A 22,772-nucleotide genomic window follows, 5' to 3' on the forward strand; every position below is an offset into this window, starting at 1 on the left:
GTGTGAAGCCGCCCCCTCCACCGCTTCGCGGTCCCCCTCCCCCGTTTCGCTGCGCTTCTCGGGGGAGGAGACAGTATGACCGTCGCCATCGTTCACCTCGGCGCGGGCAATACGGCCTCCGTCCAGTTCGCTCTCGAGCGGCTGGGGGCCGACGTCGTCGTCACTTCCGACGCCACCCAGATCGCCGAGGCCGAGCGCCTGGTCCTGCCGGGCGTCGGCGCCGCCGGCTACGCGATGCAGCGCATGGCCGAGCTGGGCCTGACCGACATCATCAAAGGCTTCCCCCGCCCCCTGCTCGGCCTGTGCCTGGGCCAGCAGCTGCTGTTCGCCGAGAGCGAGGAGAACGGCGGGGCGACGATGCTCGGCTTCATCCCCGGTCGCGTCACCCGCATGTCCGTCCGCGACGACCTGCCCGTGCCGCACATGGGCTGGTCCAAGCTGCACACCCTGTCCGATGACCCGATCCTGGAGGGTGTCTGCGACGGCGACTACGCCTACTTCGTCCACTCCTACGTCTGCCCCGACACGCCCGCGACGATCGCCTGCGCCGACTACGGCGCCGAGGTCCCAGCCATGGTCAGAAGCGGCAACCGCTGGGGCTGCCAGTTCCACCCTGAGCGCTCGGCCGCCGCCGGCGCCCGCATCCTGAAGAACTTCCTCGAGCTGCCCGCATGATCGTCTATCCCGCCATCGACCTGCGCGGCGGCAAGTGCGTGCGGCTGATGCACGGCCGCTTTGACCAGGTCACCGAATACGACCCCGACCCCGTCGCCCGCCTGACCGCCTTCGCCGATGAAGGGGCTGAATGGGTCCACGTCGTCGATCTGGACGGTGCCGAAGCCGGGCGCGCGGTCCAGCACGACCTGATCGGCCGTCTCGCCGCGACCCATCTGGCCCACATCCAGTCCGGAGGCGGCGTCCGCTCGGTCGACGATGTCGAGCGCCTGCTGACCGCCGGGGTCTCCCGCGTCGTCGTCGGATCGCTGGCCGTGACGAAGCCCGAGGCCGTGGCCGAATGGCTGGACCGCTTCGGCCCCAACCGCATCACCCTGGCCTTCGACGTCCGCGTCGGCGAGGACGGTGCGCCGACGCCCGCACTGAAAGGCTGGACCGAGGCGGCGGGCTTCGACCTCTGGACCGCGCTGGATCGCTATCCGGCCGGAACCCTGTCCCACGTCCTGGTCACCGACGTCGGCCGCGACGGCGCCCTGACCGGCCCCAATCTCGACCTGCTGGCCGAGATCGTCCGCCGCCGTCCCGAGCTGAAGGTCCAGGCGTCCGGCGGCGTCGCCACTCTGGACGACCTGAAAGCCTGCGCCGACATCGGCTGCGACGGGGCCATCACCGGCCGGGCCATCTACGAAGGCCGGTTCACGGTCGGCCGAGCCATTGAGGCGGTGCAATGACCGCCCGCCGCATCATCCCGTGCCTCGACGTCAAGGACGGCCGCGTGGTCAAGGGCGTCCGCTTCGAGGGCCATGTCGACATGGGCGACGCCTCCGAGCTCGCCGCCCGCTACCGCGACGAGGGCGCCGACGAACTGGTGTTCTACGACATCACCGCCAGCCCCGAGGGGCGGACGCTGGACTACGGCTGGGTGCGCGACATCGCGCGACTGCTGGACATCCCCTTCTGCGTCGCCGGCGGCATCCGCACGGTCGATCAGGCCGCAGCCTGCCTCGATAACGGGGCCGACAAGGTCTCGATCAACTCCCCGGCCCTGGAACGTCCCGAACTGATCACCGAGATGGCCGAGCGGCTGGGCAGCCAGTGCGTGGTCGTCGGCGTCGACAGCCGCCGCGAGGACGGCGACTACGTCGTGCACAAATACACCGGCGATCCGAACGCCCGGCGTCTGGCGGGCAAGAAGACCATGGAGTGGATCGTGGAGGCGCAGGACCGCGGCGCGGGCGAGATCGTTCTGAACTGCATCGACCAGGACGGCGTGCGCAAAGGCTATGACACCGCTCAGCTGTCGGATGCCAGGAACCGCCTGACCATTCCGCTGATCGCCTCGGGCGGAGCGGGTGCGCCGTCGCACTTCCTCGACGTCTTCGACCGGGCCAATGTGTCCGGCGCGCTCGCCGCCAGCGTCTTCCACTCCGGCCAGATCGCCGTGCCCGACCTGAAGGCCTATCTGGCCGGCGCGGGCGTGGAGGTGCGGATATGACGCCCTTCTCCCCTTGCGGGAGAAGGTGGCCCGGAGGGCCGGATGAGGGGTACCGAGATGCAGACGTTATGATCGCCTTGACCCTCGCTGCGAGCACCGAGTTTCACCCCTCATCCGTCTCGCTGCGCGAGCCACCTTCTCCCGCAAGGGGAGAAGGGAAATGACGCTCGACCCCACCACCCTCGACTTCGACAAGGGCGGCGGCCTGATCCCCGCGATCGTGCAGGACGCCGACACGCTCCAGGTCCTGACCCTCGCCTATATGGACCGCGCGGCGCTGGACGAGACGATCGCCTCCCGCGAGGCGACCTTCTTTTCCCGCAGCCGGGGCGGCCGGTGGCGCAAGGGCGAGACCAGCGGCAACCGGCTGAGCGTCGTCTCCATCACCCCCGACTGTGACGGCGACGCGCTCGTGCTCGCCGTGCGGCCGATGGGACCGGCCTGTCACCTGGGCACAACCAGCTGTTTCGACGACGCCGACGCGCCCGGCCTAGGTCGCATCGCCCGGCTGGAGCGCACCATCGCCGAACGCGCCTCGGCCGATCCGGAATCCAGCTGGACCGCCAAACTGCTGGCTCAGGGCCCCAAGCGCGCGGCCCAGAAGGTCGGCGAGGAGGGCGTGGAAACGGCGCTGGCCGGTGCCGCCGGGCCCGACGAAGAACTGGCGTCGGAAGCAGCGGACCTCATCTACCACTTGCTCGTTCTGTTACGGTCGCGTCACTTGTCGTTTCAGGCGGTGCTGGACGTGTTGGCCTCGCGCGAGCGAGCGGCCAAACAGCCACAATAGACGACGGAGGCTCGACCCTCCGGCAAAGGAGACGAGCGAGCATGACGGCTCTGGTGCTGTTCGGCGGCGGCGGCGATCTGGCGATGCGGATGCTCTTGCCGTCACTCTATTTCCTCGAGCACGACGGCCTCTTGCCCGACGGCCTCAAGATCATCGGCGCGGCCCGCTCCGAAGAGACTCGCGAGGAATACGTCGCCAAGGTGCGCGCCGCCGTCGAGGGCAAGGCCAGGGCCGACGACGCCTGGTCCGACGAGGCCTGGTCGAAGCTGGAAGCCCGCCTCGACTACCTGGCCGTCGACGCCACCTCGGCCGAAAGCCTCAAGCCCCTGCGTGACAAGGTCGGCTCGGGCTCGGTGACCAGCTTCCTCGCCGTGTCGCCCTCGCTCTATGCCCGCATCGTCACCGCCATGCGCGCGGCGGGCCTGGCTGAACCCGAGGACCGCGTCGTCCTGGAAAAGCCGGTCGGCCGCGACCTCGAAAGCTTCCGCGCCATCGACGACGCTGTGGCCGATGCGTTCGGCGAGCATCAGGTGTTCCGCATCGACCACTACCTGGGCAAGGAGACGGTGCAGAACCTGATCGCCCTGCGGTTCGGCAACACCATCTTCGAGCCGCTCTGGAACAATCTGTCGATCGACCACGTCCAGATCACGGTCGGCGAGACCGTCGGCGTCGGCGACCGCTGGCCCTACTACGACGAGTACGGCGCGCTGCGGGACATGCTGCAGAACCACATGCTGCAGCTGCTCTGTCTCGTCGCCATGGAACCGCCATCGGACCTCGACCCGGACTCGGTCCGCAACGAGAAGGTCAAGGTCCTACGCTCGCTCCGCCCCGTCACGCCCGACGAGGTCGAGCGGGTCACCGTGCGCGGCCAGTATGTCTCCGGCTCCGTCGAGGGCCAGCGGGTCAAGGGTTATGACGAGGAGCGCGGGGCCGACAGCGACACCGAGACCTTCGTCGCCATCCGCGCCGACATCGACAACTGGCGCTGGGCCGGCGTGCCCTTCTTCATGCGCACCGGCAAGCGCCTGCCCGAAAAGCGCACCGAGATCGTCATCCAGTTCAAGCCGGTGCCGCACTCCATCTTCGACCGCGACAGCCGGGGCGAGGTGCGCGCCAACCGCATGGTCATCGAGCTCCAGCCGGAGGAGGACATCTCGCTCACCGTGATGAACAAGCGGCCGGGCCTGGATCAGAAGATGCAGCTTCAGCGCATTGACATGTCCCTGTCCTGGGGCGTGAACCAGAAGGGGGCCAAGTCGCCCCGCCGCCGCATCGCCTATGAGCGGCTGCTGCTGGATGCGCTCAACGGCGACTCCACCCTGTTCGTCCGCCGCGACGAGGCGGAGAAGGCTTGGGAATGGGTCGACGGCGTCTCCGCGTCCTGGGCCGAGGGCAAGGTCAAGCCCATGCCCTACCGCGCGGGAACGTGGGGCCCGGACGCGGCGGACCTGCTGCTGGCGCGGACCGGGCGGGAGTGGAAGACCAATGGGTAGGCCCTTCTTCCTTTCGTCATTCCGGTCGGAGAGGCGAAGCCTCGCAGACCCGGAACAAGGCGGCGCGCGAGAGCGCGAACCTGTCACACACGCCGCTCGCGGCTGCATTTCGCCTCCGCTCCGCTTCGGCGCCGCCCGGTTCCGGGTCTCCGCTCCGCTTCGCCCGGAATGACGACAGTGATGATCGAATCCTTCCCCGACACCGACGTTTGGGCCGCCGCCATCGCCGCGCGGCTGGAGGAGACGCTCGCCGCCGCCGTCATCGCCAACGGCCGCGCGATCTTCGCCGGCTCCGGCGGCACGACGCCCTCGCCGATCTACGCCCGCCTCGCCCAGGCCGACATCGGCTGGGACCGCATCGCCGTCACCCTGGTCGATGAGCGCCATGTCCCGGAGACCTCGCCGGACTCCAACGCCCGGTTGATCCGCGACGTCCTGCTGCAAGGCCCCGGTGCCGCCGCCCGCTTCATCCCCCTCTATTCCCCCGCCGTGACCGTGGACCGCGCCGCCGCGCTCGCCGCCCATGCCCTGGCCCAGGCCGGAGACCGCTTCGACGCCGTCCTTCTCGGCATGGGCGAGGATGGCCACATCTGCTCGATGTTCCCGAACAGCCCGACGCTGAAGACCCTTCTGACCCCCACGCTGAAACCGACCGTCCTCGGCGTCCCGCCCGGCCGGGACGGCGCGGCCCCGCCCCAAGAGAGATTGTCGATCAACCTGCCCTGGTTGATGTCGGCCGGTCGCGTCATCCTGGGCCTGAAGGGCTCCGTGAAGCGTTCGGTCTTCGAGCGCGAGGCCGACGGCGACCCGGCCACGCAGCCGATCGCGGCGATGATCGCGGCCAAGGTCCCGCTCGAAGTCGTTTGGACGGAAAGCTAAACCCATGCCCCTGCACCCGACTGTCAAAGAGGTCACCGACCGCATCGTCGCCCGCTCGCGCGAGACCCGGTCCGACTACCTCCGCCGCATGGACGCCGCCCGCGACTCGGGCGTCGGCCGGGCCAAACTGTCCTGCGCCAACTGGGCCCACGCCTTCGCCGGCCAGACCATCGCCGACAAGCTGACGGCCATGACCGGCAAGACGCCCAATGTCGGCATCGTCACCGCCTACAACGACATGCTCTCGGCCCATCAGCCGTTTGAGCGCTTCCCCGACGTGGTCCGCAAGGCCGTGCGAGAGGTCGGCGCGACCGCCCAGGTCGCCGGCGGCACCCCCGCCATGTGCGATGGCGTCACCCAGGGCCGCCCCGGCATGGAGCTGAGCCTGTTCAGTCGCGACGTCATCGCCATGTCGGTCGGCGTGGCCCTGACCCACGACGCCTTCGACGCCGCCCTGTGCCTGGGCGTCTGCGACAAGATCGTGCCGGGCCTGTTCATGGGGTCGCTGGCGTTCGGCCACCTACCAGTGATCTTCGCCCCCGCCGGTCCCATGCCCAGCGGCATCCCCAACGCCGAAAAGGCCCGCGTCCGGGCCGAGTACGCGCAAGGCAAGGTCGATCGCAACGTCCTGCTGGCCAGCGAGATCGGGAGCTACCACTCGCCCGGCACCTGCACCTTCTATGGCACGGCCAACTCCAATCAGATGATGATGGAGATCTGCGGCCTGCACATGCCCTCGACCGCCTTCGTCCATCCGGAGACGGGCCTGCGCGACGCCCTCACCGCCGCCGCAGCGAAACAGGCGGTGAAGCTGGCCGAGAGCGGGACGGGCCGCATGGCCGACGTCGTCGACGAGAAATCCATCGTCAACATGATCGTGGCTCTGCTCGCCACCGGCGGCTCGACCAATCACGCCATCCACCTCGTCGCCATGGCGCGGGCGGCCGGCGTCCTGATCGACTGGACCGACATGGACCAGCTGTCCTCGGTCACCCCCCTGCTGGCCCGGGTCTATCCCAACGGTTCGGCCGACGTGAACGCGTTTCAGGCCGCGGGCGGCGTCGCCTTCGTCACGCGCGAGTTGGCTCAGGCCGGTCATATCCACTCTGACGTCCAGACCATCATGGGCCCGGGCATCCACCACTACTTCCAGGAACCGTCGATGGTGGACGGCGAACTGGTCTGGCGCGACGGCGTCGCCCAGAGCCTGGACACCGACATCCTCCGCCCCGTCTCCGATCCGTTCGACCGCGAGGGCGGCCTGCGCCTCGTTCACGGCAATCTCGGCCGCGCCGTCATCAAGGTCTCTGCGGTCAAACCCCAGCACCGCATCGTCGAAGGTCCCGCTCACGTCTTCGACAGCCAGGAGGATGTGCTCGCCGCTTTCCAGGCCGGTCGTCTGGACCAGGGCGGCGTTATCGTGCTCCGCTTCCAGGGGCCCAAGGCCAACGGCATGCCCGAGCTCCATTCCCTGTCGCCCCTGATGAGCGTGCTGCAGGATCGCGGCGTGCCCATCGCCCTCGTCACCGACGGCCGCATGTCGGGCGCGTCCGGCAAGACGCCCGCCGCCATCCACGTCACGCCCGAGGCGCTGGAAGGCGGCCCGCTGGCCTTCGTGAAGACTGGCGACATCGTCCGCCTCGACGCCGAGTCCGGGGTGCTCACCACGATCGCCGACCTCGCGTCCCGCCCGGCCGCGACCGCCGACGACGTCCAGTCCTGGGGCTATGGCCGCGAGCTGTTCGGAGCCTTCCGATCGGCTGTTTCCTCGGCCGAGGAAGGGGCCTCCGTCTGTTTTCAGGCCGCGGCGACGGCACGCCAGCCCGAGCTGCGTGACGTCGCCGATCCCAACATCCAGAACCGGGCGATCGACGCATGACGGTTCCTCAATCTCCGCTCATCCCCGCGAAAGCGGGGACCCAGTCCTTGAGTGAGGCGTGGGCGTCGGGATCAAGGGGTGAGCATAATCAGGGGCAATCATCGCCCAAAGCACTGGGCCCCCGCTTTCGCGGGGATGAGCGGAAGGGTGGGGAGTTCCATGTCGTCAAAATCTGAGAAGACCCTCCTCGTCGGCGACGTCGGCGGCACCAACGCCCGTTTCGCCATCGCCACCTGGAAGGACGGCCTGCCCGTCCTCGAGCACCACGAGAGCTTTCCGGCCGAGCAGTATCCCACCTTCCTCGAAGGCGTCGCCGCCTTCATCGACGGCTGCGAGGTCAAGCCGTCGGGCGGCGTCATCGCCGTGGCCGGGCCAGTCGAAGACGGTGCCATCGACCTGACCAACTCGCCCTGGGCCGTGTCGGAAACCGAACTGGCGACGCTGGGTCTGAATCCCGTGAAGCTGATCAACGACTTCGAGGCTCTGGCCTGGGGCGCGCCGATCGTGCCTGCGTCCGATCTCGTTCACCTCGGCGGTCCGGAGGCCGGCGATCCGCACGCGACGCTGGCGGTGCTCGGCCCCGGCACCGGCTTTGGCGTCTCCGCCCTGGTGCGCGACGCCCACGGCCGCGAGATGGCCATGCCATCCGAAGGGGGCCACGCCTGCTTCCCGCCCGGCGACCCCATTGAGGACGAGATCCTGCGCATCCTGCGTGAACGCTACGACCGGGTTTCCATCGAGCGTCTGATCTGCGGGCCCGGCCTTCTGAACATGCATCGCGCGCTCGCCCGCATCGAGGGCCGCGAGACCCATATCGACGACCCCGCGGAAATCACGCGCGAGGCGCTGGAGGACTGGGACAGCCCGTGTGGCGCGACGCTGGCGCGCTTCTGCGCCATCCTGGGAGCCGTCGCCGGCGACATCGCCCTGACGACTGGAGCCAAGGGCGGGGTCTATATCGCCGGCGGCATCGCGCCTCGCATCCTGGATTTCCTCAAGGCCAGCCCGTTCCGTCGTCGCTTCGAAAGGAAGGGCCGGTTCAAGGACTACATGGCCGACATCCCGACCTGGGTCATCACCCACAAGCACGCCGCGCTTCTGGGTGCCGCGCGCGTCGCCTTTACGGAGACGGCGTAACGGCGTTCGGATTTTTCGCTCACGCGTCCGTGAACCTGGCGTGATCGGCGGCGTTTCCCCGACTTCACAAGGAAGGGTAACCCCATGCGTAAACTGATCGCCGCCGCCGCCGCCGTCTTCGCCATCACCGGCCTCGCCGCCTGCGAGAACGCCGCCGAGAAGGAAGCCGGAGCCGAGGCCGACGCCATCGAGGCCCAGGCCAACGTCGAGGCCACTCGGCTGGAAAACCAGGCCGACGCCGCCGCGACCGACGCTGAACGCGACGCCCTGAACGCCCAGGCTGACGCGGTGCAGGAGCAAGCCGATGATCGCGCCGACGCGGTCGAAGATGCCGCCGGCAATGTCGACGGTGGAATGACCACCTCGAACACCCCCAACTGAGACTGACCCGGCGGGCGTCATGACCCCGCCCATCCTTCAGTAGGGCCGGCCCCCGTCGCGAAAGTGGCGGGGGCCTTCTCTTTTTTAAAGCCGGGTCTGGCCGCTCTGGATCGCTTCGAACCCAGCCGGGGTGAGCTTCTGGTAGCCTGTCCTGCCGCCACGCACATAGACCGGCGACACCTTCTCCGGGTCGAAGCCGTCGGTGACCAGGTCGACCTTGCGGTATTTGAAGGTACCCGTCGTCTCCAGCGCCTTGGCGATCCGCACGAACACCGGCCGGGCGTAGTGCGGCAGCTGAGCGTCGGCGTATTCTGCGAAGTCCTTGGGCGAGAACTTGCCCTCGATCACCAGGGTCACCATCCCCGCCTTGCCCTCGGCCCCCGGCACCGGCACGCCATAGGCGATGACCTCCTTGACCCCCGGCGCGTCCACCAGCCGCTGCTCCACCTCGGCGGTCGAGACGTTCTCGCCTTTCCAGCGGAAGGTGTCGCCGATCCGGTCGATGAAGTAGAAATAGCCTTCACTATCCTGACGCATCAGGTCGCCGGTGCGGAACCAGCGATCGCCGCGCTGAAACACGTCCGTCAGGATCTTCTTCTCCGACGCCGCCTTGTCGGCATAGCCCGAGAAGTCGTGGCGGATGTCGTTGCCGATCAGGCCGATGGCTTCGCCGATCTCGCCGGGCCTGGCCTCGATGCAAAAGCCGTTCGCCGTGCGCTCGGGCATCTCGGTGTCGATGTCGAACTTCACCAGCCGGATGTTGATCTGCTTCTTGAGGAACTTCGGCACCCGGCCGATCGAGCCCTGTTTGCCGTCGAAGTTGAAGACCGAGACATTGCCCTCTGTGGAGCCATAGAACTCCAGGATGTTCGGGATGGCGAACCGCGCCTGGAACTCCGGCCAGACATCGGGGCGCAGGCCGTTGCCGAAGGCGAGGCGCAGCTTGTGTCCCCGCTCGCCCTCCTGCTCGGGACAGTTGACCAAGTAGCGGCACAGCTCGCCGATGTAGACGAACACCGTGGCCCCGCTCGCGTTCACGTCCTTCCAGAAGCTGGAGGCCGAGAACTTGCGCCGCAGGATCAGCCGCCCGCCGTTCAGGAACGCCGGCCCAAGCCCGACCAAGCCACCCGTCGAGTGATAGAGCGGGAGCACATTGAACACACGATCCTTCTCGGTCGTTGCCGTGGCTCCGGCGAAGGCGCGCATATAGGTCCGTGCCCGGGCGTGGTGGATGCGCGCCGCCTTGGGCAGACCCGTCGTGCCGGATGTGTAGATGTAGAGCGCCGTGTCCCGGTTGGTCAGCCCTGCGCGCACCGACCGGGGTGGCCGTACCGAGGAGCCCCCACGCACGGCGTTGTCCAGGCCCCGCCGGTCCGATGTCTCGTCTTCGCCCCGTAGCCCCAGCACCCACAGCATCATGGTTCGGGTCACGAAGGGACGGGCTTCCTCGCACTGGCGCCACGTCTCCTCGTCGGCGACGACCTGGGACACGCCCGCGATGTTCAGACAGTGCGCCAGCGCCTGGCCGGTCAGATTGGTGTTGATCAGCGCCGTGGCGATGCCGACCTTGGAGAAGCCCATCCAGGCGGCGATGAACTCGGGCCGGTTGGTCATGACCAGACCGATCACGTCCGAGCGGCGTAGGTTCCGCCCCCGCGCCCAGTGGGCATAGCGGTTGGCCATGCCGTCCAGGTCGCGATAGGTCAGGGACCGGGTCTCGTCCTCGATGGCGATGCTCTCGCCGAACTTGTCGACCGCCTCTTCGAAGTCGTCGCAGACCAGGACATCACTATCCAGGCTGATGGGCTTGATGCGCTTCAACAGGCGGCGCAGGCCGGCGGCGAACTTCAGATCGCGTCGGATATTGGCCACCAGACCCATGGTCTCGGTCACTCCGTGTTCAGGCGTAAAGCACGGTCTTTGTGATGGACAAGGGCCAGCGTCCGGTCAACCGGCGGGGGAATCGATAGGGACGATGCCACGGTGTTTCCGGCCGATCGTGGCGCCAATACGCCGGTTGACGTAACGGCACGCCGGTCGGTCTCGGCTCAGCTTGCGGGCGCCACCCGCCAGATCACATTGCCCACGTCGTCGGCCACCAGCACCGCGCCTCGCGCATCGGTGATGACCCCGACCGGCCGACCTAGGGCCTCACCCTCGGCGTTCAGGAAGCCGGTCAGGAAGTCCTGAGGCGGCCCGGCCGGACGCCCGCCCGCGAACGGCACGAACACGACCTTGTAGCCGCTCTTGGGTTCGCGGTTCCACGACCCATGCTGGCCGATGAAGGCTCCACCGCGATAGGCCGCCGGCAGCAGCGATCCGTCGTAGAAATGCAGCCCCAGCGACGCCGTATGCGCCCCCAGAGCATAGTCGGGCCGCAAGGCGCGGGCCACGGCCTCGGGATTCTCCGGCTTCACCCGCCGGTCGACGGTCTGGCCGAAATAGCTCCACGGCCAGCCGTAGAAGCCGCCGTCCCGGACCGAGGTCATGTAGTCTGGCACCAGGTCATTGCCCAGTTCGTCGCGCTCATTGACCGCTGTCCACAGCTGCCCGGTCACCGGCTCCCACGCCAGGCCGACCGGGTTCCGCAGGCCCGAGGCGAACACCCGCGTCGCCCCGGTGGCAATGGTGATCTCCAGAATGGCCGCCCGGTTCACTTCCTCGTCCATGCCGTGCTCGGCGATGTTGGAGTTGGAGCCGACCCCGACATAGAGCTTGGTCCCATCGGCCGAGGCGACCAGCGACTTGGTCCAGTGATGGTTCCGCCCGGCCGGAAGGTCGGCGATCTTCGTTGGAGCCGCGTCGATCCGCGTCTGCCCGGTCTGGTAGGGAAAGGCGACGACCGCGTCCGCATTGGCCACGAACAGGCGGTCGCCGACCAGCGCCATGCCGAACGGCGACATCAGATTCTCGAGGAAGGCCGTCTTCGTCTCGGCCACGCCGTCGCCGTCGGCGTCGCGCAGCAGGGTGATGCGGTTGGCGCTCGGCACGGCCGCTCCCGCCCGGCTCATGACCAGCCCCTGGATCCAGCCCCGGATGCCGCCCTGCTTGTCCTCGGGCTTGGGCGGGGCGTTGGTCTCGGCCACCAGGATGTCACCGTTCGGCAGGCGATAGAGCCAGCGCGGATGATCCAGTCCCGAGGCAAAGGCCTGGACCGTATATCCCTGCGGCGCGGTCGGCATCTGGCCCTCCGGCCAGCCGACCGCAGGGGCGATGTTCACAAGCGGCAGCGGACGGCTGCTCGGCGGGACCAGCGTCGGATTTGGCCCATAGGTCGCGCCCTCGGGTGCCAGCGGACCGGCGCTACAGGCGGCAAGGGTCAGGGCGGCGAGCGAAGCGGCAAGGACGGTCAGGCGCATGGCGGCGGCTCCGGTCAGGGGGCGGTTTCGGGGAACTCGAGACGGCTCACGTCATAGCCCAGCGCCCGGGCGCGATCGACGAGCGCGGCCAGTTCGGCCTGGGACGGCGGGGTGCGGGTGTAGATCCACAGCTTCTCGAACCGGGGGTCGGCCGAGATGAACCAGCTGTAGTCGTCGGCCCGGTCCAGCACCCAGTATTCCCAGGTCACGAAGCCGCCGAAATAGGGGGCCCTCAGCTTGGCGTTGAAGCCGGGATCCAGGATCACGCCGGCCGCGCCCACGGCCCGCTCGCGCCCGTCGATCCCGCCCTGTCGGCAGGCGTCGCGCAGATCGACGCGCGTCGGCGAGACGATGACGTAATCGGTGGTGGCCGCCACGCAGCCGTCCGTAATTCGCATCGGCAGCCGCGCCACCTCCAGCCACTGGCCGGAATAGAAGCGTTGCAGATCGATCGGCTTGGTCGGCTGCGGGGCTCGGACCTGATCGGCGGGGATGGAGGTCGCGCAGGCTCCCAGCCCGAGGGCGAGGCTCAGCGCGAGGGCGGCGGTCAGTCTGGAGAGGATCACGGCTGGCTCCGGTCGTGCAGGGGAAGACCGAAGATACGGCTCCGGTTCCCGATCCGGACGCGGCGAATGCGCGCGGCGGTTCGCCTCAGCCCGGCGTCAGGTCGCGTGGCGGCCGGATGCGCCGGAACCGCGCCTCCACGAAGGCGAACAGGCCGAACGCGATCAGCCCCAGCGCGGTCAGCCCCAGCACCCCGCTCCCGCCCGGCTGGCGCTCCAGCGCATCCAGCGCCGCGCCGAACCCCGTCACCTCCGCCGCGCTGGCATGCCATCCCGCGATCGACACGAACACGCCGAGCGGCAGATAGGCTGCGCCGCGCGCGACATATCCTGCCCGGGCGATCGGAGAGACGGTGCGGCACAGTTCCGGCGAACAGGCCAGCGCCTCGCCGAAGTTCGCCTTCACGCCCTTGACGATGTTGCCGATGCCGACGCCCAAAATGACCAGACCCACCCCGATCAGCAGCCAGTCCCCGTGCGGCAGGGCGAGCAGTTCGGACGCCTTCTGCTGGTTCTCCGCGACATTGTCGGCACCCGCCGATCGTGCGTACTCGTCCAGGAACTCGAACACCGTGGACGCCAGCAGGCCGTAGAAGACCGCGCTAGCCGCCTGTCCCGCGCGCAGCATCAGCGCCTTCTTGGACGTCCCTTCGCGGTCCGCGTCGAATACCGACTGCAGCACGCGCCATGACACGAAGGCCCATAGCCCCAGCCCCAGCAGCACCAGCCAGACCCGCCCGAACGGCTGATCCGCGATCATGGCGACCGCGCCGCTGGAACCCACCGCGTCGCCGGTCATGTCCAGCGCCGCCATCAGGCAGATCACGCCGATGGAGACATAGACGAAGCCCCGTGCCCCGTATCCGACCCGCGCCGCCCCTTCGAGCAGCACCGGCAGCGGCGGCACGCGCCTGAGGATCGCGAACCGTCCGCGCCCGGCCTCGCCCAGCGCTGCAAGACGGGCGCGCACATCCTGGATCGGGGCGAAGACGTCGGCCATCGGGCCTCCTCATGAAAGCTGAGCCGGGAAACGCATCGTGACGGCGAAAGGCTCCGTCCGCCCCTTGAGCCGCCTGCGATCCGGGCCATATTCCGGCCACGGCGCAGCGGCCGGTCTGAGGGGCTCGCCATGCCGCCGGTCATCGACATCCAGGGCGTCACCAAGACCTACAAGGGCGGCCATCAGGCGCTGAAGACGGTCGACCTCCAGATCGGCAAGGGCGAGATCTTCGCCCTTCTCGGCCCCAACGGCGCGGGCAAGACCACGCTGATCTCGATCATCTGCGGGATCGTGACGCCATCGACGGGCACCGTCATCGCCGACGGCCACGACATCCTGACGGACTATCGCCAGGCCCGCACCAAGATCGGCCTGGTGCCGCAGGAGCTGACCACCGACGCCTTCGAGACCGTCATCGCCACCGTCACCTTCAGCCGGGGCCTGTTCGGCCGCGCGCCCAACCCCGCCTTCATCGAGAAGATCCTGAAGGACTTGTCTCTCTGGGAAAAGCGCAACGACAAGATCATGACCCTGTCCGGCGGCATGAAGCGCCGCGTCATGATCGCCAAGGCCCTCAGCCACGAGCCCGACATCCTGTTTCTGGACGAGCCCACCGCCGGCGTCGACGTCGAGCTGCGGCGCGACATGTGGGAGCTGGTCCGCCAGCTTCGCGAGCGCGGCGTCACCATCATCCTGACCACCCACTACATCGAGGAGGCCGAGGAGATGGCCGACCGCGTCGGCGTCATCCTCAAGGGCGAACTGATCCTGGTCGAGGAGAAGACCGCCCTGATGAAGAAGCTGGGCAAGAAGACCCTGACGCTGAACCTGCAGGACCCGTTGTCCGCCCTCCCGCCCGAACTGTCGGAATGGGACCTGACGCTGAAGGCCGACGGCAATGAGATAGAATACGTCTTCGATTCCAACGCCGAACGCACCGGCGTCCCGTCCCTGCTGCGCCGCCTGTCCGACCTCGGCATCGCCTTCAAGGACCTCAACACGCGCCAGAGCTCGCTGGAGGACATCTTCGTCAGCCTGGTCCACCAGGATAGCCGGACGGGAGCCGCAGCATGACCGTCAATGTCTGGGGCGTCTGGGCCCTCTACCGCTTCGAGATGGCCCGCTTCGGCCGCACCATCTTCGGCAGCCTGATCACACCGGTCATCACGACCGCGCTCTACTTCGTCGTCTTCGGCTCGGCCATCGGCGGGCGGATGGAGGAAGTCGGCGGCGTGCCCTACGGCGCCTTCATCGTGCCGGGCCTAGTCATGCTGTCGGTGTTCACCCAGTCGATCTTCAACGGCAGCTTCGGCATCTACTTTCCCAAGTTCACCGGCACGATCTACGAGATCCTGTCGGCCCCGCTCTCGCCGCTCGAGACCGTGACGGCCTATGTCGGCGCCGCCGCGACCAAGTCGCTCATCGTCGGCCTGATGACGCTGGCCACCGCCACCCTGTTCGTCCCGCTTCAGGTCGATCACCCCCTGGCCATGATCGGCTTCCTCGTCTTGATTTCGGTGACCTTCAGCCTGTTCGGCTTCATCATCGGCCTGGTGTCCAACAGCTTCGAGCAGCTGCAGTTCATCCCCATGCTGGTGGTCACGCCCCTGACCTTCCTGGGCGGCGCCTTCTATTCGATCGACATGCTGCCGCCCGCCTGGCGCACGGTGACCCTGTTCAACCCCGTGGTCTATCTGATCGACGGCTTCCGCTGGGCCTTCTACGGCATGAGCGACGTGGGCGTGGGCGTCAGCGTCGGGGCCATGATCGCCTTCTTCCTGATCTGCCTGTCCATCGTCGGCTGGATGTTCAAGACCGGCTACCGCCTCAAGAACTGAACGGAGCGACCCCCATGCCCAAGGCCCTCTGGAACGGCGCCGTCATCGCCGACAGCGACGACACCGTGGTGGTGGAAGGCAACCACTACTTCCCGCGCGACGCCGTCGATCCGGCCGTGCTGCGGCCCTCGTCGACGACCACGGTCTGCCCGTGGAAGGGCACGGCCTCCTACCACTCGATCGTCGTTGACGGGAAAGAGAACCGGGACGCCGCCTGGTTCTATCCCGAGCCCAAGTCGGCGGCGGCCGAGATCGCCGACCGCATCGCCTTCTGGAAGGGCGTCGAGGTCCGCTGACCCCACCGTCGTCCCGGTCATTGGACGGCCTCAATGACCGGGCGTAAGAGGCCCGCCATGTCCGACGCCCCTCCCCCTCCGTCCGACGCCGAGCCCAAACCCTCCGGCGCGCCCGAGCCCTTCCGTCGAGGCCGTATCGTCTGGGGTCGCCCACCCGAGACCGTGTTCCGCGCCGGCCCCCTGCCACGGCCGCCGCAGAGCTGGAGCGCGCCGTTCAAGACCCCGGCCCAGCCGCCCCGCCCCGCGCCCCGGCCAGCGACGGAGCCGTCGACCAACATCTTCACCGGCTCCATGATCCCCCGCGCCGTGCCGGAGCGCCCCCTGCCTGGCGAGCGCCCTCTGGCCCCCGAGGTCGAAGAGCCGAAGCCCGCGCCTGCTTCCCGCATGGCGCGCGTGGAGCCGTCTGCGGCGGCGCCTCGGCCGACGCCCGCAGCTGGACCCCGCGTGGATACGCCCGCCGCGCCTGAACCCCGTCAGGAGGTGCGTCCCAGTCCGGAGCCCGCCTCCGCATCCACAGCGTCGCTCGACGTCCCCCGCGCCCCGGCTGTCGCGCTCGCGCCAATTGCGGAGACGCCCGCCCCGACCGTCGTGGTCCAGCCTGTTGCGGCACCGTCGTCCGGTCGGCGCGGTCTGATGATCGGCGCGACCGTGCTCGGCGTCGCGGCGCTCGGTGGTCTCCTGATCTGGGCGCTGAACCGCCCGCCCGCTGCGCCCCTGCCCTACGACGCGCCCGCCGCCTCGACCGCGCCCGCGCCAGTCGAGGCCGCGCCGCTCCCGGACGTGGTCGATGCGGTCCCCGTCGAGGAGGACGCCGCTCCCGCCACGACCGCCGACGAGGCCGAACCGGACGCCGCGCCCGCGCCTCCCGTTCGTGCGCAGCCTACGCCGTCCTCGGCCCCTGCCACGACGCCACCGCGCCCGGCCGCAACCCAGACGCCACCGCCGTCACCGGCTCAAGAGGTGCAGGCTCCCGCGCCTCAACCGGCCGCTCCGCCGGTCATCCAGACCGCGCCCCTGGTCGTCGATCCGCCCACCGCCGCCGAGGCCGCCCCGACCGACCCGGACGCCCCGATCCTCACCCGACCGCAGCCGCTGGGGTAGGCACCGGCTATCGCCGTTGACGAACACGCCCGATCGGTGTTCGCTAACCCAGGGTTGGATAGGGTGAAGATGATGGCCGGAAAAATCCTGTCGATCGACGACTTGCAGACGGTGACGAAGACAGGCGTCATCATGCGTTGTCGGGAGTGGTCCGAGACCGAGGTGCACGGCGGCTCGGCCCAAAAAACGTCGCACATCGGCCCCGAAGGCGGCAGCGTGACCATGCCCGGCGTCAGCATCAGTTCCACCGTTCGCAACCGCCTGCACATCTTCGTGCGTCCCGACAGCGGCCCGGAGTTCGATCAGACCTTCGTCAATCCCGGCGTGGGGGTCCGGGAAGGGCACACCGTGTCCATCGTCTACGTCCCCAATGAGGGCGGCGAGCCGGTGGCCCTGGTTAATCATGACACGGGCAAGAGCCGCGTCTTCGAAGGTCGAGTCTCGTCGTTGCTGGGCGCTCCGCCCGCGTCTCCGCTCGTCGCCATGATCGGTCCCCTCTACATGATCGCCTTGATCCCGCTGCATCTCTCAACCTACTGGCTCGCCTTCACAGGCAAGCTGAACCACCTCGACGGCGCGCTGGGGCGCGGTCTGGGCGGCCTAGTCGAATGGACGCTTCTCAACGGCCTGTTGATCGGGCTGATGTTTGCTCTGGGGCTACTGCGTCCAGGTATTCCCGCCGGACTTCGCGAGGGCGTCGTCGGCCGTATCCGCAGCCAGGTCGACGCGCTTCTCGCGACTCGGCCAGCCGAGGCTGCAACCTAGCCCCGCTCCGGGACCCGGTAGGGCAAGTACCCCCGCTCCACCATGCGCCTCAGGCCCTCATAGGCCTCCGACAACTCCTCGTAGACCTGTCTCAGCGCCGCCAGCCGTTCCGCGTCGTGCGGCGCCACAGCATGGCCCTGCTCGGTTAGCCGCAGCGCTTCGGCGATCCAGCGCGCCCGCGCCGACGCGGCCGCCACCGCCAGCCTCTGGAACGCCGCGGGCTCGGTATGGCTGGCCCCCAGCCCCATCACCTGCGGGATGACCTCGCGATTCGACACGAAGGCCGTGTAGTCGATCTGTTCCAGGTATCCGCGCAGCTTCCGCTGCTCCTGCGGATCGGAATCCGAAGGCTCGAAGTGGTCCCTTCGGCTGCGCGTGCTGGCCGTCATCATCGTGCCCATCGCGGTCTCCCGGACGCAAACTGCTTTTGGAAGGGTGCGCCCGGCCGGTTAACGCAGCCTTTCAGGCCGCCGCGCGGCTCGCCTTCGCCGCCCTGCCCACCGGGCCCAGGTGGGTGTGATCGAAGCTGGAGGCGTACTTCAACCCATAACCGATCATCCGGTCCCACCCGATGTGGGCGGCCCAGATCAGGGCGAAGGGCAGGGCGGCCGGCAAGACCGTCATCCCGATGAGGCCCAGCACCGCCGGACCGATCTCGGTATGGGTGAGGTTGTAGGCCAGCGTCCCCGCGCCGCGCCCGAGCCCATAGGCCAGAAACGCCAGGTCGGGCACGAGGAACAGGCCGGCGAACCACCACCATGACAGACCCGTGCCCTCATAGAGCACGCAGGTCACGACCAGCAGCGCAAGACCCTCGAGCCGGAGAAGGCGGCCGGGCCAGCCGCTGGCGCCGCCCTCGGTCTGAATGATCGCGCCCGTCATTTCGTCTCTCCTTGAACCAGCCAGGTCACGCCCAACGCCAGAAGCCAGCCCAGCCAGGCCGTGAAGACCCACTGGGTGATCTGAAACTCGGGGAAGGCGGGATCGACGGTGGCCAGCAACTCGACCTGCCCCACGATCCACAGCGGGGCCAGCAGCAGGGCGACGCCACCCAATCCTCGCGTCCAGGCGCCGCGCGCCACCGGCCCGCCGACCAGCGCCAGTCCGACCGCCAGTGTCCAGGCCGCCAGCAAGGTCTGGCCGAGCCACTCGCCGATCGCCACGCCGGCGAACTGGTGCAGCGCCTGATAGGTGCCGACCGCCACGGCGCTTTCGGCCGCCGATCCGTCCAGCGCGCGATCGGCCAGACCGGGCACCACGAACACCCAGCGCGACAGGCCGACGGCCTGCGCCACCGCCGACGCCGCTCCGGCCGCCGCCGCCCACACCGGCCAGCGTCCGCCGCTCGCCCGGATCGCCGCGCCCGTCCAGGCCGAAACCCACAGGAAGCCCAGCGCGCACACCGCGAACGCCAGCCAGATCAGGATCAGTTCTGGTCCGCCCGCGCGGAACGCCACCAGCACCTGTAGCGGCGGCTCCCTCAGCACATCGTCGTATCCGAACCGGTCGACCAGCAGGGCGAAGGGAATGTTGGCAGCCAGGGCGAAGCCGACCATCGCCGCCCCTGTCGCTCGTTTCGATCTCATGGTGGCGATCAACTCTATGTCTCACTTGTGAGACATTGCTATATGTCTCATACATGAGACATGTCAACTGTCAGCGATTCGCCCGGCCGATCCCGCGACCGCGCCGCCACCGAAGCGGCGATCGTCTCCGCCGCCGAGCGGCTCCTGCTGCGCGACGGCTGGGGCGGGCTGAACGTCAACACCCTGGCGACGGAGGCCGGCGTCGACCGCAAGTTGATCTACCGCTACTTCGAGGGCGTCGAGGGCGTGGTCGAACGGCTTGCTGGCCGTCTCGACCTGTGGCTGGGCGAAACCCTGGCCGCCCGCCCGGTCACCGAGGCCCGGTCCTATCGAGACTTCGCGCGCGAGATGCTGATCGGCTATCTGGCTGCGCTCAGGGCCAATCCCCTGATCCTGCGCCTGCTCGCCTGGGAACTAACGGGCGACACCCCGCTGCTGCGGCGAATGGAGGCCAAACGCTCGGCCGTGTTCCAGCGCTGGACCGCATCGCGTCGCCCCGCCCTGCCCTTGCCTCAAGGTGTGGACGTGGTCGCCCTCAACGTCGTGTTTCTCGCCGCCGTCCAGCATCTGGCGCTCGCCGCCGTGACGCGCGACCGCTTCGCCGGCGTGACGCTGGATGACGCCGGCTGGACCCGGATCGAGGCCGCCATCGACCGGATGCTCGCGGCCTACCCGGACTGACGCGCCGACGGCCACGTCGCGGCCTTCGATCTTGCATCCAATTCACGGGCTCGCGGCCTCAGACCCTCATAAGGTCCAGGATCGCCATGACCGCTTTCGCCTCCACCGCACGCCTCAGCCGCTATCGACCGGGGCTCGTCCAGCAGGCGCACGCGCATGATGAGGCGCATCTGTCGTTGCTGCTGTCCGGCGGCTTCGAGGAGCAGGCGGGGCGGCGGCATCATGCGGCCGAACCCGGACAGCTCGGCCTTCGCCCGGAGGGCCTGCGCCACGCCGTTGCCTTCGGCGGCACCGGCGCCGTCGTCTTGACGCTGGGCGTGTCATCTTGCGACGGCGCGCGCGGGTCCTTCGCCGAACCGGCCTGGACGCCGCCCCTGCCCGGTCGTCACCTCCGCCGCCTCGTGCCCCTGATCCTTGAGGGTGGCGAGGACGCGCCCGAGGCGATCTGGGATGTGCTGGCCCTGATCGACCTGCGCGCCGAGAGCCCCCGACCTGACCCCTGGCTCGCCGATGTCCGCGACCAGCTGCGAGCTTGCCCCGGCCCGACGCGCGTGTCGGACCTCGCCCTACGCGCGGGCCGCCACCGGGTGCATCTGGGCCGTGCCTTCCTGACCGCCTACGGCGAGACTCCGTCGGAGTTCCGCCGCCGCGCCATGCTGGATCGGGCGCTGGGCCTGATGGCGTCCGGCCAGCCGCTGGCCGCCGCCGCCATCGACGCGGGCTTTTCTGATCAGAGCCACTTCAGCCGCGCCTGCCGCGACCTCTACAATCTTCCGCCCGGTCGCCTCGCCTCCCGGCTGCGCGGCTGATCCGCCTCACCGAGGTTGCATCCGTTCAAGACCGGGGCGGCGCGACGGTCTTTCCTGTCCTCGAAACGAGGAGTCTCACTTCATGCGTCCCGCCCTGACCGCCGTCCTTGCCGCCTGCGTCGCCCTCGCGCCTCTGGCCGCCGCCGCCCGGGCCGGGCCTGCGTCGGCCGTCGCCACGCCGCAGGCCACCGCCGCCGACGCCGCCGCCTTCGATCGCGCGACCGCGACAGTGCTGGAACGGATGCGCGTCGTCGCCGCCACACCGGGCGCGGCACCCGCCATGGCCGTCGTCATGGTCCGGCGCGGCCAGCCCCCGGTGATCTGGACCCACGGCCATCTGTCCACCGAAGCGGGTGCCGCCCCCGCCGACGCCGACACCCCCTTCTACATCGCCTCCCAGACCAAAGCCTTCATGGGCCTGCTGGCCGTGCGGCTGGACGCCGAGGGCATGTTCGATCTGGACCAGACCCTCGCCGAGGTCTGGCCCGACCTGACCCTGCCCGCCCCCGCCGATCCGGCCGTCATCACCTTCCGCGATCTGTTGAGCCACCAGGGCCCGTTCGAGACCCCCGCCCTGTCCTATCGCACGGCTTACGTCGACCTTGTGCCCGCCGCCGACTACGGGCGTCTGATGGCCGAGGGGTCCCAAGGGCGCGAGCCGGGCTTTCGCTATTCCAACCTCGGCTACCTCGTCTATTCGGCGGCGCTGGAGCTGACGACCGGCCGCGATTGGCGCGACTGGCTGGACCAGGCTCTGTTCCAGCCTGCGGGCATGACGCGATCCGGCGCGAGGGCCAGCCGTTTCGACGGCATCCCCCTGTATCACCGCTGGATGGGCGAGCGCGGCTGGGACGCTTTCGAAGGCAAGCCCGACGATCTGATGCACGCGGCGGGCGGCCTGGTCATGTCGCCCAACGACATGGCGCGCTGGCTCTCGATCCAGCTGGGTGAAGCGGCAGGCGGCCTCGACCCCGCCTGGGTGCGCGAGACCCAGAGTCTGGCCGTTGCCGCCGACATTCGGGGCGACGGGGTGCCATGCCAGGGCTATGGCCTGGGCTGGAACCTGTGCCGCATCGGAGCGGTCGATGTCCGCGCCCACGGCGGCGGCTACACCGGCATGCGCTCGGCCATGGCCGTCTCGCCCGACCTCGGCGTCGGCTTCGCCTTCTTCAGCAACAGCGACAGCCTGACGGGCGGCCTCGGCCAGATGATGGTCCAGACCTTCTTCGAGACGGTCCAGTCGGCGGAACCGCCCGCCATGACCCTGGAGACCTTCGGCCAGCAGTATGGCGAGCGCCTCGCCCGTTTCGCCGCCCAGCGCATGCAGGCCGTCGAGGCCCGGCGCGCGGAGGCCCAGTGGGCCGGCTGGACCTGGCGTCCGTCGCCCGCCGACCGGGCGGCCTATGTCGGAACCTACCGCCACGCCACGCTCGGCGACCTGGCTGTCGTCACGCAGGGCGAGGCCGTTCAGGCCCGCATGGGCGTCGTGACCCGCCCGCTGGAGCCCGCCGCCCCGGACCTGTTCGGCATCACCGACGGCCTGGCCGATCCGCCCAGCCCGGTTCGGTTCGAGCGCGCCGACGGACGGGTCACCGCCGTGGTCTGGGACGCGGAGAGGTTCGAACGCCTGCCCTAGGACCGGCAAGCGTCTTCCATCTCCTTGAAATGTTCTTCCTCGCAGGGCGCGGGCATGGCGGGTGCGTCCGCCCGCGTCACCACCCGCGCCCCGCCTTCCAGCGTGCGGTGGACCGGGCATTTGTCCGCGATCTCGAACATGCGGGCGCGCTGCTCCTCGTCAAAGGTTCCTTCCAGCTTCAGGGTCCGCTCGAACACGTCCGGCGGCGTCTGGCCGGGCTGTTTCTCGTGGCGCACCTCGACGGAGGCGCGCTCCAGCGGCAGGCCCTTCCGGTCGGCATAGAGCCTCAGCGTCATGACCGTGCAGGCCCCCAGCCCCGCCGCCACCAGCTCATAGGGCGTCGGCCCGCTGGCCAGTCCGCCGACCGACACCGGCTCGTCGGCCAGCAGCATGGCGCCACCCGAAT

25 protein-coding genes are annotated in these 22,772 nt (G+C 69.1%); 17 read left to right on the forward strand and 8 right to left on the reverse strand.

Annotated elements, in window-relative coordinates; all coding sequences use genetic code 11:
* Window positions 1-75: 75 nt before the first annotated feature.
* The 9 genes from hisH to IP78_RS07530 all read left to right on the forward strand — a co-directional run bounded on the left by hisH (window position 76) and on the right by IP78_RS07530 (window position 8,732).
* Window positions 76-675 (forward strand): imidazole glycerol phosphate synthase subunit HisH, encoded by a 600-nt coding sequence (hisH, locus tag IP78_RS07490; protein WP_054111075.1) that lies wholly within the window; start codon window positions 76-78, stop codon window positions 673-675.
* On the forward strand, window positions 672-1,406 hold the full coding sequence (gene hisA / locus IP78_RS07495; RefSeq protein ID WP_054111076.1) for a 1-(5-phosphoribosyl)-5-[(5-phosphoribosylamino)methylideneamino]imidazole-4-carboxamide isomerase: 735 nt from the start codon (window positions 672-674) through the stop codon (window positions 1,404-1,406). The genes hisH and hisA overlap by 4 nt, the downstream gene beginning before the upstream one ends.
* Window positions 1,403-2,170 (forward strand): imidazole glycerol phosphate synthase subunit HisF, encoded by a 768-nt coding sequence (gene hisF, locus IP78_RS07500; protein WP_054111077.1) that lies wholly within the window; start codon window positions 1,403-1,405, stop codon window positions 2,168-2,170. Before hisA ends, hisF begins: the two co-directional genes overlap by 4 nt.
* A gap of 160 nt (window positions 2,171-2,330) precedes the next feature.
* A complete protein-coding gene (hisIE, locus tag IP78_RS07505) occupies window positions 2,331-2,957 on the forward strand; it encodes a bifunctional phosphoribosyl-AMP cyclohydrolase/phosphoribosyl-ATP diphosphatase HisIE (RefSeq protein WP_054111078.1) in 627 nt (208 codons plus the stop codon).
* Window positions 2,958-2,998: 41 nt separating this feature from the next.
* Window positions 2,999-4,456 (forward strand): glucose-6-phosphate dehydrogenase, encoded by a 1,458-nt coding sequence (zwf, locus tag IP78_RS07510; protein ID WP_054111079.1) that lies wholly within the window; start codon window positions 2,999-3,001, stop codon window positions 4,454-4,456.
* Between the two features lie 180 nt (window positions 4,457-4,636).
* Complete coding sequence (pgl, locus tag IP78_RS07515; protein ID WP_054111080.1) at window positions 4,637-5,335, forward strand: 6-phosphogluconolactonase; 699 nt, start codon at window positions 4,637-4,639, stop codon at window positions 5,333-5,335.
* Between the two features lie 4 nt (window positions 5,336-5,339).
* Window positions 5,340-7,214, forward strand: coding sequence for a phosphogluconate dehydratase (edd, locus tag IP78_RS07520; RefSeq protein ID WP_054111081.1), 1,875 nt, complete (start codon window positions 5,340-5,342; stop codon window positions 7,212-7,214).
* Window positions 7,215-7,373: 159 nt separating this feature from the next.
* Window positions 7,374-8,351: a glucokinase gene (gene glk / locus IP78_RS07525; RefSeq protein ID WP_054111082.1), complete on the forward strand. Its 978-nt coding sequence runs from the start codon at window positions 7,374-7,376 to the stop codon at window positions 8,349-8,351.
* Between the two features lie 84 nt (window positions 8,352-8,435).
* Window positions 8,436-8,732 carry a hypothetical protein gene (locus IP78_RS07530; protein WP_054111083.1) on the forward strand — a complete coding sequence of 99 codons (297 nt, stop codon included), beginning with the start codon at window positions 8,436-8,438 and terminating at the stop codon, window positions 8,730-8,732.
* An 84-nt stretch (window positions 8,733-8,816) separates the two neighbouring features.
* Here IP78_RS07530 and IP78_RS07535 read toward each other — a convergent pair whose 3' ends face one another.
* The 4 genes from IP78_RS07535 to IP78_RS07550 form a co-directional block, all read right to left on the reverse strand.
* Window positions 8,817-10,613: a long-chain-acyl-CoA synthetase gene (locus IP78_RS07535; RefSeq protein ID WP_054111097.1), complete on the reverse strand. Its 1,797-nt coding sequence runs from the start codon at window positions 10,611-10,613 to the stop codon at window positions 8,817-8,819.
* A gap of 167 nt (window positions 10,614-10,780) precedes the next feature.
* Complete coding sequence (locus tag IP78_RS07540; RefSeq protein WP_054111084.1) at window positions 10,781-12,091, reverse strand: sorbosone dehydrogenase family protein; 1,311 nt, start codon at window positions 12,089-12,091, stop codon at window positions 10,781-10,783.
* A gap of 14 nt (window positions 12,092-12,105) precedes the next feature.
* Complete coding sequence (locus tag IP78_RS07545) at window positions 12,106-12,657, reverse strand: lipocalin family protein (RefSeq protein ID WP_231680952.1); 552 nt, start codon at window positions 12,655-12,657, stop codon at window positions 12,106-12,108.
* Window positions 12,658-12,742: 85 nt separating this feature from the next.
* Window positions 12,743-13,654 carry a DUF1206 domain-containing protein gene (locus IP78_RS07550; RefSeq protein ID WP_082384902.1) on the reverse strand — a complete coding sequence of 304 codons (912 nt, stop codon included), beginning with the start codon at window positions 13,652-13,654 and terminating at the stop codon, window positions 12,743-12,745.
* A 129-nt stretch (window positions 13,655-13,783) separates the two neighbouring features.
* Here IP78_RS07550 and IP78_RS07555 point away from each other — a divergent pair, with 129 nt between their 5' ends.
* From IP78_RS07555 to IP78_RS07575, 5 genes are all read left to right on the forward strand, one after another.
* On the forward strand, window positions 13,784-14,728 hold the full coding sequence (locus IP78_RS07555; protein ID WP_054111085.1) for an ABC transporter ATP-binding protein: 945 nt from the start codon (window positions 13,784-13,786) through the stop codon (window positions 14,726-14,728).
* On the forward strand, window positions 14,725-15,492 hold the full coding sequence (locus IP78_RS07560) for an ABC transporter permease (protein ID WP_054111086.1): 768 nt from the start codon (window positions 14,725-14,727) through the stop codon (window positions 15,490-15,492). The genes IP78_RS07555 and IP78_RS07560 overlap by 4 nt, the downstream gene beginning before the upstream one ends.
* Window positions 15,493-15,506: 14 nt before the next feature.
* Window positions 15,507-15,788, forward strand: coding sequence for a DUF427 domain-containing protein (locus IP78_RS07565; RefSeq protein ID WP_054111087.1), 282 nt, complete (start codon window positions 15,507-15,509; stop codon window positions 15,786-15,788).
* Between the two features lie 57 nt (window positions 15,789-15,845).
* On the forward strand, window positions 15,846-16,889 hold the full coding sequence (locus tag IP78_RS07570) for a hypothetical protein (protein WP_054111088.1): 1,044 nt from the start codon (window positions 15,846-15,848) through the stop codon (window positions 16,887-16,889).
* A gap of 72 nt (window positions 16,890-16,961) precedes the next feature.
* Window positions 16,962-17,654 (forward strand): hypothetical protein, encoded by a 693-nt coding sequence (locus IP78_RS07575; RefSeq protein WP_156320328.1) that lies wholly within the window; start codon window positions 16,962-16,964, stop codon window positions 17,652-17,654.
* Here the strand turns inward: IP78_RS07575 and IP78_RS07580 are convergent.
* From IP78_RS07580 to IP78_RS07590, 3 genes are all read right to left on the reverse strand, one after another.
* Window positions 17,651-18,055 carry a hypothetical protein gene (locus IP78_RS07580; RefSeq protein WP_054111090.1) on the reverse strand — a complete coding sequence of 135 codons (405 nt, stop codon included), beginning with the start codon at window positions 18,053-18,055 and terminating at the stop codon, window positions 17,651-17,653. The genes IP78_RS07575 and IP78_RS07580 overlap by 4 nt on opposite strands.
* Window positions 18,056-18,116: 61 nt before the next feature.
* Entirely contained in the window at window positions 18,117-18,536 is a 420-nt protein-coding gene (locus IP78_RS07585; protein ID WP_054111091.1) for a DUF4260 domain-containing protein, read from the reverse strand.
* Entirely contained in the window at window positions 18,533-19,240 is a 708-nt protein-coding gene (locus tag IP78_RS07590) for a DUF4386 family protein (protein ID WP_156320329.1), read from the reverse strand. The genes IP78_RS07585 and IP78_RS07590 overlap by 4 nt, the downstream gene beginning before the upstream one ends.
* Window positions 19,241-19,300: 60 nt before the next feature.
* Between IP78_RS07590 and IP78_RS07595 the strand changes: the two genes are divergently transcribed.
* The 3 genes from IP78_RS07595 (at window position 19,301) to IP78_RS07605 (ending at window position 22,366) form a co-directional block, all read left to right on the forward strand.
* Window positions 19,301-19,921: a TetR/AcrR family transcriptional regulator gene (locus IP78_RS07595; RefSeq protein WP_054111093.1), complete on the forward strand. Its 621-nt coding sequence runs from the start codon at window positions 19,301-19,303 to the stop codon at window positions 19,919-19,921.
* Between the two features lie 86 nt (window positions 19,922-20,007).
* Window positions 20,008-20,730: an AraC family transcriptional regulator gene (locus IP78_RS07600; RefSeq protein WP_054111094.1), complete on the forward strand. Its 723-nt coding sequence runs from the start codon at window positions 20,008-20,010 to the stop codon at window positions 20,728-20,730.
* Window positions 20,731-20,812: 82 nt separating this feature from the next.
* Window positions 20,813-22,366, forward strand: coding sequence for a serine hydrolase (locus tag IP78_RS07605; RefSeq protein ID WP_054111095.1), 1,554 nt, complete (start codon window positions 20,813-20,815; stop codon window positions 22,364-22,366).
* Here the strand turns inward: IP78_RS07605 and IP78_RS07610 are convergent.
* Window positions 22,363-22,772: OsmC family protein (locus tag IP78_RS07610; RefSeq protein ID WP_197272408.1), on the reverse strand; the 410-nt coding region annotated here is incomplete at its 5' end. The genes IP78_RS07605 and IP78_RS07610 overlap by 4 nt on opposite strands.

It is taken from the genome of Brevundimonas sp. AAP58 (genome assembly GCF_001295975.1).
Classification (GTDB): Bacteria; Pseudomonadota; Alphaproteobacteria; order Caulobacterales; family Caulobacteraceae; genus Brevundimonas.

Bases quoted from the DNA above. Each gene is read 5' to 3' on its own strand.
- hisH (WP_054111075.1), top strand. From the start codon at position 76: ATGACCGTCGCCATCGTTCACCTCGGCGCGGGCAATACGGCCTCCGTC.
- hisA (WP_054111076.1), top strand. From the start codon at position 672: ATGATCGTCTATCCCGCCATCGACCTGCGCGGCGGCAAGTGCGTGCGG.
- hisF (WP_054111077.1), top strand. From the start codon at position 1,403: ATGACCGCCCGCCGCATCATCCCGTGCCTCGACGTCAAGGACGGCCGC.
- hisIE (WP_054111078.1), top strand. From the start codon at position 2,331: ATGACGCTCGACCCCACCACCCTCGACTTCGACAAGGGCGGCGGCCTG.
- zwf (WP_054111079.1), top strand. From the start codon at position 2,999: ATGACGGCTCTGGTGCTGTTCGGCGGCGGCGGCGATCTGGCGATGCGG.
- pgl (WP_054111080.1), top strand. From the start codon at position 4,637: ATGATCGAATCCTTCCCCGACACCGACGTTTGGGCCGCCGCCATCGCC.
- edd (WP_054111081.1), top strand. From the start codon at position 5,340: ATGCCCCTGCACCCGACTGTCAAAGAGGTCACCGACCGCATCGTCGCC.
- glk (WP_054111082.1), top strand. From the start codon at position 7,374: ATGTCGTCAAAATCTGAGAAGACCCTCCTCGTCGGCGACGTCGGCGGC.
- IP78_RS07530 (WP_054111083.1), top strand. From the start codon at position 8,436: ATGCGTAAACTGATCGCCGCCGCCGCCGCCGTCTTCGCCATCACCGGC.
- IP78_RS07535 (WP_054111097.1), bottom strand. From the start codon at position 10,613: ATGGGTCTGGTGGCCAATATCCGACGCGATCTGAAGTTCGCCGCCGGC.
- IP78_RS07540 (WP_054111084.1), bottom strand. From the start codon at position 12,091: ATGCGCCTGACCGTCCTTGCCGCTTCGCTCGCCGCCCTGACCCTTGCC.
- IP78_RS07550 (WP_082384902.1), bottom strand. From the start codon at position 13,654: ATGGCCGACGTCTTCGCCCCGATCCAGGATGTGCGCGCCCGTCTTGCA.
- IP78_RS07555 (WP_054111085.1), top strand. From the start codon at position 13,784: ATGCCGCCGGTCATCGACATCCAGGGCGTCACCAAGACCTACAAGGGC.
- IP78_RS07560 (WP_054111086.1), top strand. From the start codon at position 14,725: ATGACCGTCAATGTCTGGGGCGTCTGGGCCCTCTACCGCTTCGAGATG.
- IP78_RS07565 (WP_054111087.1), top strand. From the start codon at position 15,507: ATGCCCAAGGCCCTCTGGAACGGCGCCGTCATCGCCGACAGCGACGAC.
- IP78_RS07570 (WP_054111088.1), top strand. From the start codon at position 15,846: ATGTCCGACGCCCCTCCCCCTCCGTCCGACGCCGAGCCCAAACCCTCC.
- IP78_RS07575 (WP_156320328.1), top strand. From the start codon at position 16,962: ATGGCCGGAAAAATCCTGTCGATCGACGACTTGCAGACGGTGACGAAG.
- IP78_RS07580 (WP_054111090.1), bottom strand. From the start codon at position 18,055: ATGGGCACGATGATGACGGCCAGCACGCGCAGCCGAAGGGACCACTTC.
- IP78_RS07585 (WP_054111091.1), bottom strand. From the start codon at position 18,536: ATGACGGGCGCGATCATTCAGACCGAGGGCGGCGCCAGCGGCTGGCCC.
- IP78_RS07590 (WP_156320329.1), bottom strand. From the start codon at position 19,240: ATGAGATCGAAACGAGCGACAGGGGCGGCGATGGTCGGCTTCGCCCTG.
- IP78_RS07595 (WP_054111093.1), top strand. From the start codon at position 19,301: ATGTCAACTGTCAGCGATTCGCCCGGCCGATCCCGCGACCGCGCCGCC.
- IP78_RS07600 (WP_054111094.1), top strand. From the start codon at position 20,008: ATGACCGCTTTCGCCTCCACCGCACGCCTCAGCCGCTATCGACCGGGG.
- IP78_RS07605 (WP_054111095.1), top strand. From the start codon at position 20,813: ATGCGTCCCGCCCTGACCGCCGTCCTTGCCGCCTGCGTCGCCCTCGCG.